Annotated in this window: 16 protein-coding genes; 1 reads left to right on the top strand and 15 read right to left on the bottom strand. The window is 37.8% G+C overall.

Annotation, left to right across the window (positions count from 1 at the left end):
• Positions 1–244: 244 nt before the first annotated feature.
• Positions 245–670: a hypothetical protein gene (locus G8782_RS12735; protein ID WP_343035061.1), complete on the bottom strand. Its 426-nt coding sequence runs from the start codon at positions 668–670 to the stop codon at positions 245–247.
• A 454-nt stretch (positions 671–1,124) separates the two neighbouring features.
• Here G8782_RS12735 and G8782_RS12730 point away from each other — a divergent pair, with 454 nt between their 5' ends.
• Positions 1,125–1,979 carry a 5'-methylthioadenosine/adenosylhomocysteine nucleosidase gene (locus tag G8782_RS12730; RefSeq protein WP_246231660.1) on the top strand — a complete coding sequence of 285 codons (855 nt, stop codon included), beginning with the start codon at positions 1,125–1,127 and terminating at the stop codon, positions 1,977–1,979.
• A gap of 201 nt (positions 1,980–2,180) precedes the next feature.
• Here G8782_RS12730 and manA read toward each other — a convergent pair whose 3' ends face one another.
• The 14 genes from manA to rbsK form a co-directional block, all read right to left on the bottom strand.
• Positions 2,181–3,134, bottom strand: a complete 954-nt coding sequence (manA, locus tag G8782_RS12725) for a mannose-6-phosphate isomerase, class I (RefSeq protein WP_172371748.1) — start codon at positions 3,132–3,134, stop codon at positions 2,181–2,183.
• A 230-nt stretch (positions 3,135–3,364) separates the two neighbouring features.
• Entirely contained in the window at positions 3,365–4,492 is a 1,128-nt protein-coding gene (locus tag G8782_RS12720) for a glycerate kinase (RefSeq protein ID WP_172371746.1), read from the bottom strand.
• Positions 4,493–4,795: 303 nt separating this feature from the next.
• Positions 4,796–5,737, bottom strand: a complete 942-nt coding sequence (locus tag G8782_RS12715) for an ROK family protein (RefSeq protein ID WP_172371744.1) — start codon at positions 5,735–5,737, stop codon at positions 4,796–4,798.
• Between the two features lie 2 nt (positions 5,738–5,739).
• On the bottom strand, positions 5,740–7,629 hold the full coding sequence (locus tag G8782_RS12710; protein ID WP_172371742.1) for a glycoside hydrolase family 125 protein: 1,890 nt from the start codon (positions 7,627–7,629) through the stop codon (positions 5,740–5,742).
• Positions 7,630–7,743: 114 nt separating this feature from the next.
• Entirely contained in the window at positions 7,744–8,586 is an 843-nt protein-coding gene (locus tag G8782_RS12705) for a carbohydrate ABC transporter permease (protein ID WP_172371740.1), read from the bottom strand.
• A 2-nt stretch (positions 8,587–8,588) separates the two neighbouring features.
• Positions 8,589–9,527, bottom strand: coding sequence for a carbohydrate ABC transporter permease (locus G8782_RS12700; RefSeq protein WP_172371738.1), 939 nt, complete (start codon positions 9,525–9,527; stop codon positions 8,589–8,591).
• Positions 9,528–9,551: 24 nt separating this feature from the next.
• Positions 9,552–10,874, bottom strand: a complete 1,323-nt coding sequence (locus tag G8782_RS12695) for an extracellular solute-binding protein (RefSeq protein WP_172371736.1) — start codon at positions 10,872–10,874, stop codon at positions 9,552–9,554.
• Positions 10,875–12,107: an ROK family transcriptional regulator gene (locus tag G8782_RS12690; RefSeq protein WP_172371734.1), complete on the bottom strand. Its 1,233-nt coding sequence runs from the start codon at positions 12,105–12,107 to the stop codon at positions 10,875–10,877. It lies immediately after the preceding gene.
• 420 nt (positions 12,108–12,527) lie between these two features.
• Positions 12,528–13,406: an IS3 family transposase gene (locus tag G8782_RS12685; RefSeq protein WP_172371732.1), complete on the bottom strand. Its 879-nt coding sequence runs from the start codon at positions 13,404–13,406 to the stop codon at positions 12,528–12,530.
• Positions 13,403–13,741 (bottom strand): transposase, encoded by a 339-nt coding sequence (locus tag G8782_RS12680; protein ID WP_172371730.1) that lies wholly within the window; start codon positions 13,739–13,741, stop codon positions 13,403–13,405. Before G8782_RS12680 ends, G8782_RS12685 begins: the two co-directional genes overlap by 4 nt.
• A 302-nt stretch (positions 13,742–14,043) precedes the next feature.
• Positions 14,044–15,258 carry a NupC/NupG family nucleoside CNT transporter gene (locus G8782_RS12675; protein WP_172371728.1) on the bottom strand — a complete coding sequence of 405 codons (1,215 nt, stop codon included), beginning with the start codon at positions 15,256–15,258 and terminating at the stop codon, positions 14,044–14,046.
• 124 nt (positions 15,259–15,382) lie between these two features.
• Positions 15,383–16,336: a nucleoside hydrolase gene (locus G8782_RS12670; RefSeq protein ID WP_172371726.1), complete on the bottom strand. Its 954-nt coding sequence runs from the start codon at positions 16,334–16,336 to the stop codon at positions 15,383–15,385.
• Positions 16,333–17,289, bottom strand: coding sequence for a nucleoside hydrolase (locus G8782_RS12665; protein WP_172371724.1), 957 nt, complete (start codon positions 17,287–17,289; stop codon positions 16,333–16,335). Before G8782_RS12665 ends, G8782_RS12670 begins: the two co-directional genes overlap by 4 nt.
• Positions 17,290–18,255, bottom strand: a complete 966-nt coding sequence (gene rbsK / locus G8782_RS12660) for a ribokinase (protein WP_172371722.1) — start codon at positions 18,253–18,255, stop codon at positions 17,290–17,292.
• Positions 18,256–18,268 lie beyond the last annotated feature (13 nt).

Here is an 18,268-nt window from a genome sequence, read left to right as displayed (position 1 = left end):
CTGAGCCCAAATTTTCATAAGCATCGGGCTCTTTTAAATGCATAAATCTTCAATGATTAACGACTACTTTTGTCATTGTTTAACAAACGAAATAACCACATTTATGAATGTAGAATTAAAAATCGGCTACTTAATTTGAAGTGAGAATATGTTAGGGTGTAATAATATTAAATTTGAAGATATATACAAAAAATCCCAAACCAAAGTTGAGGATTTTCATTTTATTATTTCAGTGAGTAACTCATTAGTTAATTAGAAGAATAAAAAGGTAGATTACAAAACCTGTAATGGCTATCGTATCTATAACTACAAGATCTAATCCTATTTTTGAATTTTTCACTTTTTCTAAGCTATAATTAAATAAACTATCATACAAACTAAGCGCAAATAAAATTGCTGCAATAATAATCACAAATAAATTCCCAGTAATAGCTACGGCTAATAAATATACCAACCATCTTCTGATAAAGTTAAATACTAAAATAAATAACATTACAGAAATACTACTGGGTGTCATAACAAACTCTTCTTCAGAATCAATGTCAGATAGTCCTTCTTTTAGTTTTTTATGCTCTATTAAATATTCAATGTTTATCCACAAAATTATGAAGCAGTATATTAGGATATAAAATTCTTCTTTAATTTGTAAGAACTCTAAAATAATAACCACCTCCGACCTTTAAATTTCTCATTTAACTTCATTAACAAAATATAAAAAATTGCGTATAGTTATTCACAATCGGCTGTTAGTTTAATAATGAAATCAGCATATTCCCTAGTATTTTAAACGCTACCCCCATTATAAAAAAGCATTGCTAATTTCTCCCCGCTCTTTCATTGTATATCTTCCTAACAAAGCGTCAAGGTGAAATACGAAGTACCTGTGCGCGGTACAACCATGAAATTTAACTACTTTGGATAAAAAACAAGGGGATATCGACAAAGTGTTATATGTCGATATCCCCTTCACAATTTTATGCAATTGTATTCCATCGCACAGTCACCTTAAAAAACGGTTGCATATTTTCATTTACCGTTATATACTAACCTAGTAAACGCGAACGATAGTAATAATATAATTATAAACGTTCGTCTTTTTAGTATATTAGGAGGAATTCACATCTATGAGAAACAAAATGAGTCCTAAATTCTTTACAATCATCATGATTGCAGCTTTCATGTTAATTGGGTGTTCCACGAAACAAGAAGGTTCAACGACTACTTCAACGGAACAATCAAAAGAAAAAACAATTACCGAACAATCGGAAAAACGGGTTATCGGCATTATCGGAGCTATGATTGAAGAAGTCGAAATCCTTCGCGATAAAATGGAAATAGAAAGTACTGAAACGATAGCAGGAATGGAATTTTATAAGGGAACATTAGATGGCGAAAACATTGTCTTGGTACAATCGGGAGTCGGAAAAGTGAATGCAGCTGCATGTACTCAAGCGTTAGTAGATCATTTCGGCGTTGACTATCTCATCAACTCAGGCGTTGCAGGTGGCCTAACTACTGACGTAACCATTGGAGATATCGTCATTTCAACAGACGCTGTCCAACATGATTTTGATATCACCGCATTTGGAGAAAAGCCAGGCGTGATTGCTCGCATGGATACAAGTTATTTCAAAGCTGATGAAAAGTTAATTCAACTTGCACAATCAGCAACAAGAGGATTAAACGAGGATATCAATGTAGTTCAAGGAAGAATTGCAAGCGGCGATCAATTTATTGCAAGTCCAGAACAAAAAGATTGGATTACAGAAAACTTTTCACCATATGCCGTAGAAATGGAAGGCGCAGCAATCGCTCATGTTGCACACTTGAATGAAGTGCCATTTGTTATTATACGTTCAATCTCGGACGATGCCAGCGGCGAGGCGGAAGTGAAGTATGAAGACTTCGTCAAAACAGCAGCCGAAAATGCTAGTAAGATGATTGAAGAAATGATTAAGGCTGCGGATGAAAACTTGTAGTCTTTTGTTACATAATAAAACCTATAAAAGATATTTGTGCACAGTACAATTATGACTATTCAATACTTCAAATAAAAAATCAAGGGGATATCGACAAATGGCTATATAGTCGGTATCTCCTTCTCACTTTATGCAACCGTAGTAAATTAACGGAATAGTCCCACGCACAGGTACCTAGAATTAGATGACGCTTTTATTTAACTATTCATGTGACACAATCATCTCTAAATCCCCTTCAATCTCATAACTAGTAATCGTTCCCGGAAATATAAAGTTGTCACCTTTTTTAAGCGGGAATGAACGGTCATTAACCGTGATTTCCCCCCTACCATTCACGACACTCACTAACAGATAATTCGCTCGCAAAGGTGTTAATACATTTCCAGTCAATTTCCAGTGGTAGACAGTGAAATACTGTTCTTTAGCTAATTGCGTAGTCACTAAATCATCAATGGTCTTTTCCACTTTCTTCAGTGAATCTGAAGAATGCGGATAATTCGTTACGTCAAGCGCAGGTTGAATATGGAGGTCTCGTGCATTACCTTCAGCATCCTTCCGATCATAATCATAGACACGGTACGTAATGTCTGAGCTTTGTTGGATTTCCAAAATGACAATCCCTTTACCAATCGCATGAATCGTCCCACTAGGAACATAAAAGAAATCGCCTTTTTTCACCGGAACCCTAACAAGTAAGTCATCCCATTCACTAGCATCCACCTTGCGCTTAAAATCTTCTTGGCTATCAGCATGATGACCAAAAATTATTTCACTACCCTGCTCACAATCTAACACGTACCAACACTCCGTCTTGCCATACGGTTCATCTTCTACTTTTCTAGCATACTCATCATCCGGGTGAACTTGTACAGACAAATTATCATTAGCATCTAGTATTTTCACCAATAGCGGAAAGTCACCCTCGGTCGTTTCTTTGCCAAATAATAACGGGTGCTCAAGCCAAGCTTGTACTAAACTATCCCCCTGTAACAAGCCGTTTTTGATGATAGATGGACCGTTCCTATGAGCCGAAATCACCCATGCCTCTCCTGTTAAATCATTTGGAATAGCATATCCAAACAATGTCTGTAGTTTATTCCCACCCCAAATACGTTTTTTAAATGCCGGTTCTAAAAAGATAGGTTCTTGGTACATTATTAACTCCTCCACTTTAAAGTTTATTACAATGCAATGAAAAAATGTGAACTTAAAAAAGAGGTTAACCACAATCCAACCAGAACTTGATAAATTAATGGTCTTATTGAAATTGAAGATTCAACCAAGACTTATGAAAAACCCCCAAATTGTTTTCGTAACTATGTAAGTTTACTCGAAAATAATATAACAACAGTTTGAACGAGAATTAAGTATTCAACTTGTGAATATTATTTTTGTCTTATCACACTTGCTAATTGAACAATCTGCTTTGTTTGTTCGTAAAGTAATGAATCAGCATGCTCCATACATGATTCTAGAGACAAAGGCTTATTTATTATTGAAAAGCAACCAGCAAAGCTACTACTTAATTTCTCTACATCTTTAAGGCTCCCCGAAATTAATACAACAGGTACATTATGTTTTGTAGCAAGTGAAGCGATATAACCAGGTGCTTTACCATAGAGTGTTTGTTCATCACTTTGTCCCTCACCTGTAATAACGAGATCAGCATTTCGAATCGCATCTTCCATATTCACCGCATCTGCTAATAATTCCGCTCCCGAAGTAATATTTGCCCCAATCGCTAATAAAGCAAAACCAAGTCCACCAGCAGCACCTGCACCAGGTATTGTCTTGATTGACTTATGAACTGCCGCCTCAATTAAATCTCCAAAATGATCCAGTGCAAGATCATATTTTTTTACCTGCGCTAATGTTGCTCCTTTTTGTGGTCCATAAACTGCGCTTGCTCCCTTCTCACCACACAACGGATTATCAACGTCAGAAGCAATTTTTATATCAACTTCTGCTAGTCTTGAATCTAGTTCAGAAAAACTAATTCTGCTTATATGATGTACATCTCGTCCAAATGGTCCGATTTCTTTGCCATATTGATCCCATGCTTTCATGCCAAGTGCAAGAAGCATTCCTAACCCACCATCATTTGTTGCACTACCACCAAGTCCGATGATAAAAGAAGTACATCCTTTATCAAGCGCTTTGATGATAGCCTCTCCAATACCAAAACTTGTTGTAATATCAGGATTTCGTTTATTTATTGGCACTTGAGTTAGACCGGCTATACTTGCACACTCTATAACAGTTGTATTTAGTTCTACAATTGCATATATCGTATGAATTTCTTCACCTAATGGACCTAAACATTTGATTGGAAATTTTTCACCTTTTGTTGCAGTAAGCAATGACTCAATCGTACCTTCTCCACCGTCAGCCATTGGTTTCTCTATTACAATATAATTTGGATTTACATTCTTAATCGCCTTTTTCATAATATTAATTACTTGAATAGAAGTTAGACTTCCTTTAAAGGAATCTGGTGCAATGACTATATTCATAATGTGCCCCTTTATAATATTTTCATTTTGCGGATATATAATGAATTTTAGTCGCAAACCCAAAAAATATCTAAGCCACGAAAGCATTTTAATTACTAGATAAAAGTAGACACCAGCCGAAGCATTCGCCCAATTTGTTGATTTAGGGGCTAAGGCTCCTAAATCAACAAATTGCAAGCAAAGACTATATTGTACTTCATGTAGAGTGTTGAACTTGAATATACAATTAGCTTAACCAAATTCATTCCAAAGCTTGTCTCAATTTATGCACTTTGAAATTAGTTCTAAAAGATGTTTTAATCACTATGTATAAATCAATCTTTTTCTGTCAGCCTTATCTAAGATTACTAATGCTGCAGCACCAATCACTCCAGATTGTTGAGCTAATCCGGAAGGAACGATTTCTGTCATTTGCCCATTTGGGTTCAACGAATATTCACTAACATATTTTCGAATAGCTTTAAATAGCGGTTCTCCTACCTTCGAAACTCCTCCCCCAATTACAATTAATTCAGGATCAAAGGAATTGATAAGTGAAACACATCCAACTCCGATATTTGTAAATACATTTTCAATCATTTGAGAAATTTCTTGATGTCCTTGGTTATAAAACTCAAATACTTCCTTTGCTTCAAGCTTCTTTCCCACAATAGTAGACCCAAGTCTTGCGATAGACGTCCCTGAAGCAATCCATTCAAAGCAACCATATTGACCACAAGTGCATTTTCCGTATTTAGGGTCAATTACCATGTGACCTACATCACCAGCATTTCCACTTGCGCCTCCAACCAGATTACCGTTACTATAGATACCTGCACCAATCCCTGTACTAATGGTTAAATAGATAAAATGACTAGACTTTACGGCTGCTCCTAACCATTTCTCTGCTAAGGTAGCAGCATTTGCATCATTTTGTAAAAAAATTGGTACAGGAAAAGCTTGCCGAAATCGCTTCACTATTTCAACGTTTTTCCAATTAGGAAGGTTTGGTGGACAAACAATCATGCCTTCATTAATGTTTAATGGTCCAGGTGCTCCTATCCCTATTCCCAGTACATCCCTTTCAGCAATCGAATGACTTACTAATAGTTGTTTAATTTCCGAACAAATATTATCAATCATTTGATAGGGAGAGCATTGTAAATTGGTCGCAATTATAATCTCTTTAATAAGTGTTCCATCATCTTTTACTAGACCGATTGCGATTTTAGTTCCGCCTATATCAACACCAATGGCAAAGTTCATATTTATTTCTCCTTTTTCAGTTGAAGTAAAACCGATGATATAAAAGATCCTGGCCACGAAAACCAGTAGCGTGAGGTTACTTTGCCTGTCTGTTCCGAAATGGCTTCAGAAAATAGCCCATCCCATTGTACAATCGTTTTTAACTTTTCCAAGACTTTTTCCTTTCGATTTTCGTCACCAATCAGATGACTATAAAGTAGCTCTTGTCCATCGCCTAAAGGCCAAGGATGTGGGGTATGGATAGATCCTAAGCCTGCAAAAGATCCTGGATAAAAACCGCCGATATTCTCCTCCGTAAAGGCAAATTCCATTGTCGCTTTCCAAATTGGATCATCGCTTGAACAAAACCCCCAAATAGGTGCATAAACGGTTGGTAAATCATTTGCATCATGATATAAACGATAGTTACCCTTTAAATCAACCAAATAAGCAAACAATCTATTTTCTATGGTAAAAGCCTTTAGGCAATCCCTTTGGATATTCTCTGCCCAAGTGGCTAATGGCTTTGTTGTAAAAGAAAAGCGTTCATTTAAAATTGCTAAACTCGTTAATGTTCTCCAAATTAGAACTTGACTTGAAAAATGATAAGGGTATTCAACTTCATCATCCGCTGGCGTCTCTCCCGTCTCGAATAACCATTCATCTTTATGGCGGTGAGTTAAAATCATATCCAAAATAGCATCAACATTTTTTAATAACCCTTGAACTGTTTCTTCATCACCAAAAGATTGATGGTAATCATATATTTCAAGAAGCGGATAACATTGTTGATCCAATTGAAATGCATTATCTTTGCAAAATCCATTCGTTACATATGCTCGCCCCCAGTGACCTTCAGGACGACTAGCAATATTGAACATCCACTGCAAATGACCTTTTACAATTTCTTGAATATCAAATGATGGCGCAAGTTTTTCTTTTTTAGCATCAAGTAATAACTTGATCATATAATATGCATCACGATTCCATGATAATGGCAAAAGTTGATGATCAGTTATAACACAAATATGTTTCTCATCAACTGGAACAGCACAGCAATTTTTAATATAGTTAATGTTCTGGTTTATAACAAATTGGTCAATAGAAATGTTTGATTCTATCGACTCAGACGACTTAAGTGTATTTACCTCCGATATGTTAAGGTCAAATGTCTTCTCTTTGATTTCTGAAACCCGATAGATAAGTGAAACAGTTTTAGACTCCCCTTGCTTAAGAAAAAGGTTATCTTCAAAAAAGTAATCGATAGGTGCAGAACTTACTTCAGAGAATGGCTTTAACGTGAGAGGTTGATCATTTATGAAAACAGACACCTCGGCTTTTGCCGCCAAATTTTTATTTTCAATTAAGATCTTATTCCCGCTAACAGCGACATCGTTAATAAGGTCTGGAATAAGAATTGGTCCACCTTCAGTTAGTTGTCCATAACTACTTCTATTCAAACTGAATGTTCCACCTATGCACAACGGATATATGATGTCCTCTAATCCAGTGTTTGTGATAACATCTTCCTGCAATATGAAATCTATTCCATTGTTTTTAATTGCAAAATAACGTGAGATAATATGTTCATTTTCATTATTTTTTTCAATCACAGGATTATTAGCTGCTGTTAATCCATAATTGGTAGGCTTTTCTGACTGGTGGAATGTACCAAATCCACTATTGCTAGCAATTCGATTTCGATACTTTCGAACAAATTGACTGTCGTACCACTTCTCGTTTGGGAATTGTTCAATTGCAGTAAGTGTAATATATCCGAACTTTTGATGAAGTGTATTTATTGATGTGAATTTTCCATTTCTTGCAATACTCGCTGTGAGTTTTCCCGTTCCAATATCAATATTTTTTGTATTATTAACTTCTAAGAATGAATTACGTGCTTTAATTGGCATGTTTTTTGCCCTCCTAAATATTAAATAGACTATTTATATTAACCAAATTAGGTGGTCTGGATTTCCCACCCCACTTATTAGACTTCCCCCTTATTTTGTAAGAGTTATTTACACTTATTCTTTAACCGACCCACTCGTTAAAGCACCAACAATATAGCGTTGAAGCAAGATGAAAATAATAATGATGGGTAGAATCGCAATAATACTGGCTGCCGCCAAATAATGTAGAGTGATTGCTTCGGCTGTGGACTGTAAATTTATCAATCCAACTGATATTGGAAACAATTTATTATCATCAAGCAGAATGAATGGAATAACAAATTGAGACCAACTTAATACACCAACAAGAATGGCAGCGGATGCTAATCCTGGCGTACTTACGGGAAGAATAACTTTACATAATGCTTGTAAACGTGTACAACCATCCACTATTGCTGCTTCATCGAGAGTATGTGGGATCGTATCAAAGAAACCTTTTAAAAACCATGTCGTAAATGGTAACTGAATAGCTATATAAACTAAGATTAGACTCCAATGTAAATTTATTAATCCAAGCTGTACAAACAAACGGTACAAAGGAATCGCAACTACCACTGGCGATACCATCTGGAAAATCAATATAGCAAGCATAAAAGGCTTTTTTAATCGGAATTTATATCTAGATAAAGCATAGGAAGCAGGAACCGCAATCAATAACGTGAAAAATATCGTGAAAATCACAATTATAATCGAGTTGACTAAGTAATTAATTATTTCTGTTTTTTGAATTACGTACGTATAGTTTGAAAACTGCGGATTTGATGAAAACCAAACAAGTGGTGATGCAAATAATTCAGGTATTGATTTTAGTGATACAGATAGGACCCAAAATAATGGGAATAAAAAAAACAGCAAAATTACAAAATAAGCACAATATATCAAAGTATTTATTGTAAGCCTTTTTGACTTTGTTTCCATACTTAATTCACCGCCTGATTCTTCTCAATGGCTTTAAAATATATAACAGTCATCAATGTATTGATTAATAATAAAACAACCGCTGTTGCAGCACCTTGGCCTAATTCAAATTGACGAAAAATGCTATTATATATGCTCAGAGCAATAACTTCAGTGCTACGTCCAGGTCCTCCTCCAGTTAATGCCATAACCATGTCAAATGTATTAAATGTTTCAACAGTAACGACGATTAAGTTTATAAATAATACAGGTGATAAGATGGGAATAATGACTTTAAACAACCTTTGTACCGCATTAGCACCATCGACTAATGTAGCTTCGATAACGTCTTTTGAAATAGTCTGCAAACCAGCATAAATCATAATCATACTAAAAGCTGTCCCACGCCAAACATTTGCAAATGTGACAGATATCAAAGAATTTATAGGGTCTGACAAAAACGCAATACCAGAATCAAGTCCGACAAATGATAAAATATAATTTAAAACGCCAGCATTGGATTCGTTATACAACATCGTCCAGATAATTCCGATAATGACACCTGGAATTGCCCATGCAGTCAATACGGCTGTTCTAAGGATAACTGTCCCATGAAGCCTCCGTTTCATTCCTTGATCAACTAATAATGCTACGGCTAAACCTAACATCATTTGAAAAGTCACACTAAAGAAAACAAAAAAACCGGTAACAAATAACATGTTGAAAAAGCCTGGTGAAGTAAATAAAGAAAAATAAGATTTTAAAGTATAAGTGTAATCACGATCAATCAATCCAGCATCTGTAAAGCTAAATCGGATGATTTCAATAATCGGATAAACAAAGACAAGTAATAGAACGAGAACTAAAGGGATAAACCAAAGAACTGGGGAATTCCCCAGTTTTTTTGGTTTCCTTTGTGCTTTTTTATAAATACCTGCTCCGTTATTTGATTCATTTTTCATTGGTAAGCACCACTTTCAATTAATCTACTTTACTGCATCCCAAGCATCTTGTAGTGCATCTTCTGGTGTTTTACCTCCCGAAAGAACACTGGAAGCAGCATTTTGCAATTCAGCTGAAATTTTTGTATAAGAAGTTGCCGCTGGACGCATTTGCGCATGATTTAAAAATTCGCTAAATTGATCTGTAAATACATTTCCTGTATATGATTCATGTTTATATACAGATTCGCGTGTTGGTAAATAACCGCCTATCGTAGCCCAATTTCCCATTCCTTTATCTCCTATAAATGTGTGTACAATGAAATCAAATGCTGCCTGTTGCTTCTCTTCATCCTCTGCAAAGATTCCCCAAACCCAGCCACCTGCTAATGTTGTCTTGGCGTTAGGGTCTTTATGAGGAATGTGAGAAACTCCCCACTTCGAAAATTCTTCTTCACCAAGAATCTCTTTCATTTGAGATACTTGCCAGTTTCCACCAATAAACATAGCTAACTCGCCAGTTGCAATTTCAGCATTTAAATCTGCCTCGTTACCATACGTTGTCACACGGCTAGGAGTTACACCTGTATCTACAAGGTTTTGTAAATAAGTAAGAGCGTTCAGCATTTTTGTACGGTTTTCTCCTTCACCAAAAACAGCATTTCCTTCGTCATCTACAAGTTCCCCACCTTGTGCCCAGTAATAAGGCCAAAGGGATGTATTTACCGTAGGCTCATCCGTACCACCAGGGAACATTAATGCATTATATCCATCTTCTTTTAACTGTTTACCAATCTCTAAAACTTCATCCCAAGATTGAGGCGGTGTAGGAACGAGATCAGTACGATAGTACAAAGTACGAACATCCGTCGTAAACTGGAGACCGTAAATTTTTCCATCCGGACCGGTCATCACGTCTTGAGCAAATGGGAAGAAGTCATCAAGCTCAATTCCCGCTTCTTCTAAATATGAATCTAGTGGTTGTAGATAGTCATAAAAACGCGGAAAAATATATGAATCTACCATCGCTACATCTGGTGCTCTTCCTTGCGCCGCTTGCTCTTGTAATTTAGCCATTCCTTCTGAAATATTTGAAGTTGTTACCATTGGATTGATTTCAAATTTTCCATTTTCAGCTTCCCACTCATCAATTGCTTTCTGTAAATATTCAACACGGTTTTCATCTGTTGATTGTAATGAATATGGTGGAATAGCTTGCCAATTGATTGTCACTGTAGATTCGTTTTCGCCTTTACCTTCTTTACCGCTTGTATCACCATCTGGTTTACTTTCATTTCCGACACATGCTGACATTATCGCTAAAAGACCCACCACAAAAATTACCATTAATAATTTGTTGATCTTCATTTAAAATTCCTCCCTTTGACTGGTTTTTTCATTATTGATTAGCGTAAATAAAGAAAAGGTTTGATTTATTACCAAAGCTGCTGCCCCTAAAACCACCCCCTCTCGTAAATCAGATGCTACAACGTGAATATTTTTGGTCGAGCGGCCTAAAGCACGTTCCCGGATTACAGATTGTACTCTTTCCGTAAAGATAGGACTTGAAATTCCAATTCCACCACCAATAATCACCTTTTCGGGTGCAAGAATATTTAGCAGGTTTGTTGTTCCGATGCCAAGATAATCGCCCGATTCCTCCAATACTTGCTTAGCTAATCCCGAACCATCTCGATAAGCAGTTATGACATCTTTAAATGCAATTTTTTCTAACTGTTCAGGAAATAATCCTCGTTCATTCACTTGAGCAACCTTCAAACGATTTTTTACCTCCACTTCAATTTTAGGAATCGATACATAATTTTCTAAGCAACCATAATTACCGCAAGTACATTGTTGTCCAAAAACATTTATAGTCGAATGACCTATTTCACCTGCTTCACCATTAAGACCTCGGTAAATCTCGCCATTAAGAATGAGAGCGCTTCCAATTCCTACATCAGCTAATATATAAACAAAACTATTGTCATGCATTCCTTTTCCAAACCATTTTTCTGCTAAAGCAGCAGCATTTGCATCGTTATCAATAATAACCGGAAATCCAAGCCCTTCTTCAAGCATTTTTCTCAGTGGTATTTTGATTTGATTATAAAAGTTTGGTGGCGAAATTAACTCGTTTTCTTCATTCAAAGGACCGGGTAAACCTACCCCCACTCCCAAAATTTCACTACGTTGTATTTGGGTCTCGTTTAATATTTGTCTTAATCCTTCTTTCAAAAAACCAACTAACCTGTCGACTTCTTTTTCCCCTTCACTTTCTTTCATTCTGAATGAAAGAAAGTTACCGTTTAAATCTGTTAATCCAATTTTAACTGCTGATCTACCTAGTTCTATTCCTATTGAGTAGGAGCTTTTAGAATTAAATTCAAGCAGGATTGGTCTCCTACCTCCGCTTGATAATCCTAGACCAGACTCTTTTAAAATATTATTGCTTAGTAAATCTTCTATAATTCTTGTGACTGTCGGTTGTGGCATGTTCATCTTCTCTGAAATTTCCGATCTTGAGATCTTACCTTCTTCACGAATTAATTTAATAATTCTTTTCACTTTAAACTCTTTAACTAAATCAAATACCGACATAAGACTAGCTCCTTCTTCATCATCTATGTAAGCACTTTATATATTAAGTACTATTATAACTGACAATAAACTTAATTTCAACATGAATATAAGTTAAGATTTTAAATTTTTTCATCCTTCTATTAATTAATGATTCAAGGATGAACGCAGACATTAGCTAAAAGATCAAGCAGAAATACTTAGTCGCATGCATAAAAATCTAAATATTATTTTGTTGACTATTTTTATCATTCATTTGCTTGTATTATCTACCGTGAAGTAACATTTCAACTGCATATCGCAACTAAAAAGTAGGCCACTTTTCGCGGAGGAAGATAAGGTGTGAGATTGGTAGGCGGTATGCGTGTTTTTGAAGAGCGCTGTGGTTTAGAAGGTACCTTTAGTCTAGCCCCCTTTTTTCGGACAGTGAATAATTATTAATTAGCTCGCCATACTTTCTGTCTTTAAATAAGCGGTCGGCGTCAAATAACCCAGTCGCTTTTGACTGCGTTCTTCGTTAAAATAAGCAATAAAATCCGGCAAGTTATCAATTACTTGCCCAGCTGAATCTACAGGAAACAGATGTGGAAATTCCGTCTTCAAATGAGAAAAGAAACTCTCAATGACTGCGTTATCCCAACAGTTCGCTTTTCTAGACATGCTCGGAATAAACCCGAGCTTTTCAGCCAGCAGATGGTGCCGCATGGAAGAATAGACACTTCCCTGATCCGAATGCAAGATCACTTGCTTCAGGTCTGTAAGACCTCTTTTTTCCATTGCTTGTAGGACTGTTTCCTCGACCAAATCCGCATTGGGATGCGTACTGATGGAAAATCCTACGATTTCACGGTTATGTAAGTCCATGATGGCTGAGATAAAGAATTTCACCTCATTTACTGTTAGTTCCGAGAGGTCGGTCACCCATTTGCGGTTGGCTAAATCTGCGTTGAAATCGCGGTTTAATAGGTTAGGATAGATATAGCCGGCACTGGCTTCTTTTTGTACCCGCGATGATTTAACCCTACGAATCTTTGATTTCAGATTCATTTCACCCATCAATCGGCGAACCCGTTTATGATTGATGATATAGCCTGCGGCCCTCAGTTCACCTGAAATATGTTTCGCACCGTAGGTGCCTCCGCTTTTGTCATATGTTTTCTGGATTTTTTCTATGTCTTGCTCATCCCGCTCAGTCATTGTCTTCGCGGGTCGTTTTAAATAGCTGTAATATCCGCTTTTAGATACGCCTATTGCTTTACAGATGAGTGAGACAGAATGATCCTTTCTCAATAACGACACTGCTTCATACCGTTTGCTCATTCGTTCTCCTTGAGAAAGGCCTGGAACTTTTTTAGGATTTCAATCTCCTCTAGCTGCTCGTTGTATCGTTTTTCGATTTTTTTGAGCCGCTTTAATTCTTTTTGAGTTTCTTCCTGCGCTACGTAAGCTGTTCGTATATTAGAACTTAATCCATCTCTACCATACAGCTGATAGTTTCGTATCCATATATTAACGGAATTTAAGGAGACATCCTTTTCCAAGGCCATCTCTTTGCGCTTCCGACCATTTTCAAGCACTCCTAATACGACCTCCAGCTTCTCATCCTGTGTGAGTCGTACATAGGCTTTTCTCGGTTTCTTTGCATATTTATTCACTTAAATCCTCCTCAAACCCTTATTTATCAACAATCATAACATATCCTTTGTTATCCTTTGTCCATTATAAGGGGGCTGAGCACTGTGAGTGGTACAATTATAACTATTCATCACTTCGAATAAATAGCCAAAGGGATATCGACAAAGCGTTATACAGTCGATATCCCCTTTTTACTTTATGCAATTGTAGTCTATTAACTGAATAGTGTCTTGCACAGGTACCTGAAATTCGGAAAGCCATAATTTAAAAACATCAAAAAACAGCCGCCTCCAAATTAGAAGCCGCTGTTAAAAAAATTTAGTTAAAATAACATGCCAGCAATCGCGGCACTAAAAAGATTGGCTAGGGATGCTGCGATAACCGCTCGGAAGCCCATCTTCGCAATATCTGGTCTCCTTGACGGAGCAATCCCGCCTAGCGCCCCGATTAGCAAGGCGATTGAAGCCAGGTTGGCAAAACCACAAAGCGCAAAACTAATAACTACAACACTTTTTTCAGACATGCTCGTCAATTCCTGTGCAAATGCAGTGTATGCGACAAATTCGTTTAACACAAACTTCTGTCCAATAAACGAAGCAGCTTGCAATGCCTCATCCAAGGGAACGCCAACCAGTACAGCAATCGGAAGAAAAGCATAGCCCAAAATTTGTTCGAGCGTTAACGCTCCATATCCAAACATGCCACCAACAGATCCAATAATCGTATTGACCAAGAAAATAAGGGAAATGAAAGCAAGTAACAATGCCCCGACACCTAAGGCAATTTTCAACCCTTCCGCGGCCCCGCGCGCAGCTGCGTCGAGTACGTTCGCAGACTCTTCGATTTCAGGAATTTCCATATCTGTCACCGGTGTTACTTCCTCTGTTTCGGGAATCATAATTTTAGCAAATAATAATCCAGCCGGTGCACCCATAAAGGCAGCTGCTAGCAAATAGGGCAAAGGCACACCAAGCGCCGCGTAACCACCAAGAACCGAACCGGAAACACACGCCATTCCCCCTACCATTACAGCAAATAACTCTGACCTAGTCATATTATCTATGTAAGGCTTGATGACCAACGGGGCTTCCGTTGGTCCAAGAAAAATATTTGCTGACGCCGACATAGATTCAGGCACGCTCGTTTGTAGTACTTTTGAAAAAAAACCGCCGATTATTTTCGTTAGGAACTGCATAATGCCTAGATAATAAAGAATTGAAATTAATGAAGCAAAGAATACGATAATCGGTAACACTTGAAAGGCAAACGTAAACCCCGAATTTTCTGCTCCTAGCACTCCTCCAAATAAAAAATCAATTCCGGCACTAGAGGAATCTACCACACTTTGAACAACCGCCGCTGCCTTCTCCAAGATAGTTCTTCCAAAGTTCCATTTCAACACAATTAGAGCGAAAATAAATTGGATTGCTAACGCTCCAAAAACAGTCCTAAAATTGATTGCACTACGTTTTTTTGAAAAGGCTACCGCTATTGCTAGTATACCAATCATTCCACCAATTCCCCAAAGATATTGCATATTTTATCCTCCAATCTAGGCAAATAGCTAAAATTAAAGGGAGGTAGCTATCCAAATAAAGAAGTAGCCACTTCCCCGTTCAATCCTAGTTTCCTTTATGCTAGTTGTATAAAAGATTTATCTATTATAGTGAACCCATTACATCAAGAACGACCGTTTTGAATGCGTCACGATCAATCGCTTCACAAACACGCACATTTTTTGTACGACCTAGACGGTTATTAACATCCACAAGGCTGTAACCTCTTGTCAGTTCACCAACTACTTCAACATCTACATGATAAAGAGTCGATTTTGTCATGATTTCCTCGTTTGCAGCAACAGCAACTAAAAGCATATCCGGATGTGTTGTCCCATTTAACTTGTGGACTTTCTTATTAAATCTCTTAACAACTCTGTTTACATCTTCAAAAAATTGGGCTCCTTTTGTTCCGAGCGCTGCAACGTCAGCGTGATCGTTGTCATCCATAACCGAATACTGAGTACACATTTCCCAGCCAACCATTGTGATTGGAATACCCGCATGAAGCACAATTTTCGCGGCTTCAGGGTCAACCCAGAAATTATATTCAGCAGCTGGGGTAATATTCCCCAACGTATTATTTGTTCCTCCCATAATATAAAGATGTGGAATCTTCGGAATGATTGTCGGGTCTTTTTTAATGGCCATGGCAATATTCGTTAAAGGGGCAATTGCAAGTAAGTGAATTTCTCCAGGAGATTTGTGTACTGTTTCTATGAGAAAATCGACCGCATGTCCCTTAGCAGGGCGTTGTATCGCTTTTTCAAAAAACGAATCACCCATTCCGTCTTTCCCGTGGACATCCTCAACTGTACGATGCTCTACTTCCCCCAATCCCATTAGTGGACGTTCATACCCTTTATATACAGGAATCTGCCCACCCTTTTCCGCAACTTGAAGCGTATATAAAGCGTTTTCAACTTGTTGGTCAAATTGTACATTCCCGCCCGTAATCATAATTCCCTCAACTTCGAAATAATGAAGTGCAGTTAATATTGCAAATGTATCGTCACCCGCAGTATCTGTATCGATAATTACTCTTTTCTTATTCATCATATCGCGACACCCTGCTTCACTTTCTTCGCTAATTCCGTAATATAATCAAAGAATGCATCTCGATTTACATCATAGACAACATTGACCGGACGGCCTTCCTGGGATTCTACCGTACGCCCTTGACTTGGCCCTTTCGTAACCACTAGACTGTCGACAGTTTTCACTTTGACAAGACTCGGTTCTCCGACAAACGCTGTCGTTAAGACATCCCACAAATAGTATGTAGAGTTCGTCGAAAAGTGAACAAGTGGCGGACACATTGCATAACATTGACCAAGAAAATCGATCCCAATGTATTTACGTTCTGCTGCCCATCGGTTCCGTATTTCCTCAGTTAGCGGTACCTGTATTGTACTTTCAAGTGCAATTAAATCAATTTCAATATCAGTTTCCCACACACGGCCCGCTGCCTCAGGATCCCAGAACACATTCCATTCCGCTGTACCATCATGCTCAGGCTCCTCCACATTTCCCGCTTCATTAAAAGTGCCACCCATCCAAACGAGTCGCTCAATTTTCTCTTCAATATCAGGTGCTATGTCTAATGCTCGCGCAAGATCTGTCAACGGACCTGTGAATAATAAAGTTGTTTTCTCTTCTGCAGCGCGAATCGCCTCAATCAAATGAAGATGGGCAGGTTTATCCGCTACTGGTGTCACAATTTTCCCAGATTCATTTAAAAGCGGCAGGGCATCAACATAAAATGCATGTAAACGCCAATCTTTTGGAAATGGATTCTTTCCGCGGGAATCTGACTCTGCAACATCAAGACCACTGTCCCCAAAGCGATCCATTATTTTTCGGCTGGCAAACATAGCCGGTTCTAAATAACAATCTGCTGGAATAACCGACACACCCGTCAATTCGATACTGTCCATTTGAAGTAATAAAAACAACGAAACGAGATCGTCAACCCCACCGTCATGGTTAAAGTAAACTTTTTTCTTCGTCATTTAAGCTTCCACCTTTTCTGTTTTAATTTCCTCAAATTGCATTCTAAATTTTACAAGCTCCTCCGGTGTCGGAAGTCCTGGAATCACATTATGCTTCGTTACACAATAAGCGCCTACTATGCTTGCTTTACGCACTGCTTCTTCTACCGTTCGCCCCTTTGCAAGATATACGGCCAGTGCGCCTGTAAATGAATCACCAGCACCTGTTGTGTCCACCACGTCCACTTTCAATGTAGGCACTTGCACAACGGAATCGCGTGTCACAACTAATGCACCATCTTCTCCTCGGGTTACGATAACTGCTTTCGGTCCCTTTTCTAATAACTGGGTAGCAAGTTCTTCACATTTTTCTACAGATAACTCCGCATCAGGTTCTTCCCCACTTAAAATAAGAAGTTCTGATTCATTTGGATTGATAATCGTTGCATATTGTAGCAGTTCCAATGCTTCACTGTTTGCTGGGGCCGGATTTAAAATGACCGTTTTATTTAATTTCTTTGCATAACGCATCGCTTCTTTTACGGTATCTAAACGATTTTCTAACTGACAAATAATAATATCAGCCTCATCAATTTTACTTAAACCGCTTACATCATTTGGCGACAGATCGTTGTTCGCACCTGGATCAACGAGAATACAATTTTCTCCCTGTGAATTTAAAAAAATGAAGCCAACACCTGTACTTTTTTCAGTAGAACGAGATACGCCTGAAATATCAACTTTTTCATTTTCAAGCATTGAAAGTCCCTCATCACCGAAGCGATCATCTCCAAGACACCCAACAAAGGCGACGTTGCCACCGAGTCTAGCAGCGGCAACCGCTTGGTTGGATCCTTTACCACCGTTACTTTCAGAGAAGTTTTTGCCGATTAAGGTCTCTCCCCAAACAGGTACACGATCACTTTCACACGACAAACCAACATTATAGCTACCAATTACTAAAATTTTGTTATCATCTAAATGCATCGTATCCTCACCT

The organism is Sporosarcina jiandibaonis (assembly GCF_013184495.1).
Classification (GTDB): domain Bacteria; phylum Bacillota; class Bacilli; order Bacillales_A; family Planococcaceae; genus Sporosarcina; species Sporosarcina jiandibaonis.
Note: the sequence above shows the minus strand (reverse complement) of the source record. Positions and strands in the feature narration are given on the sequence as shown.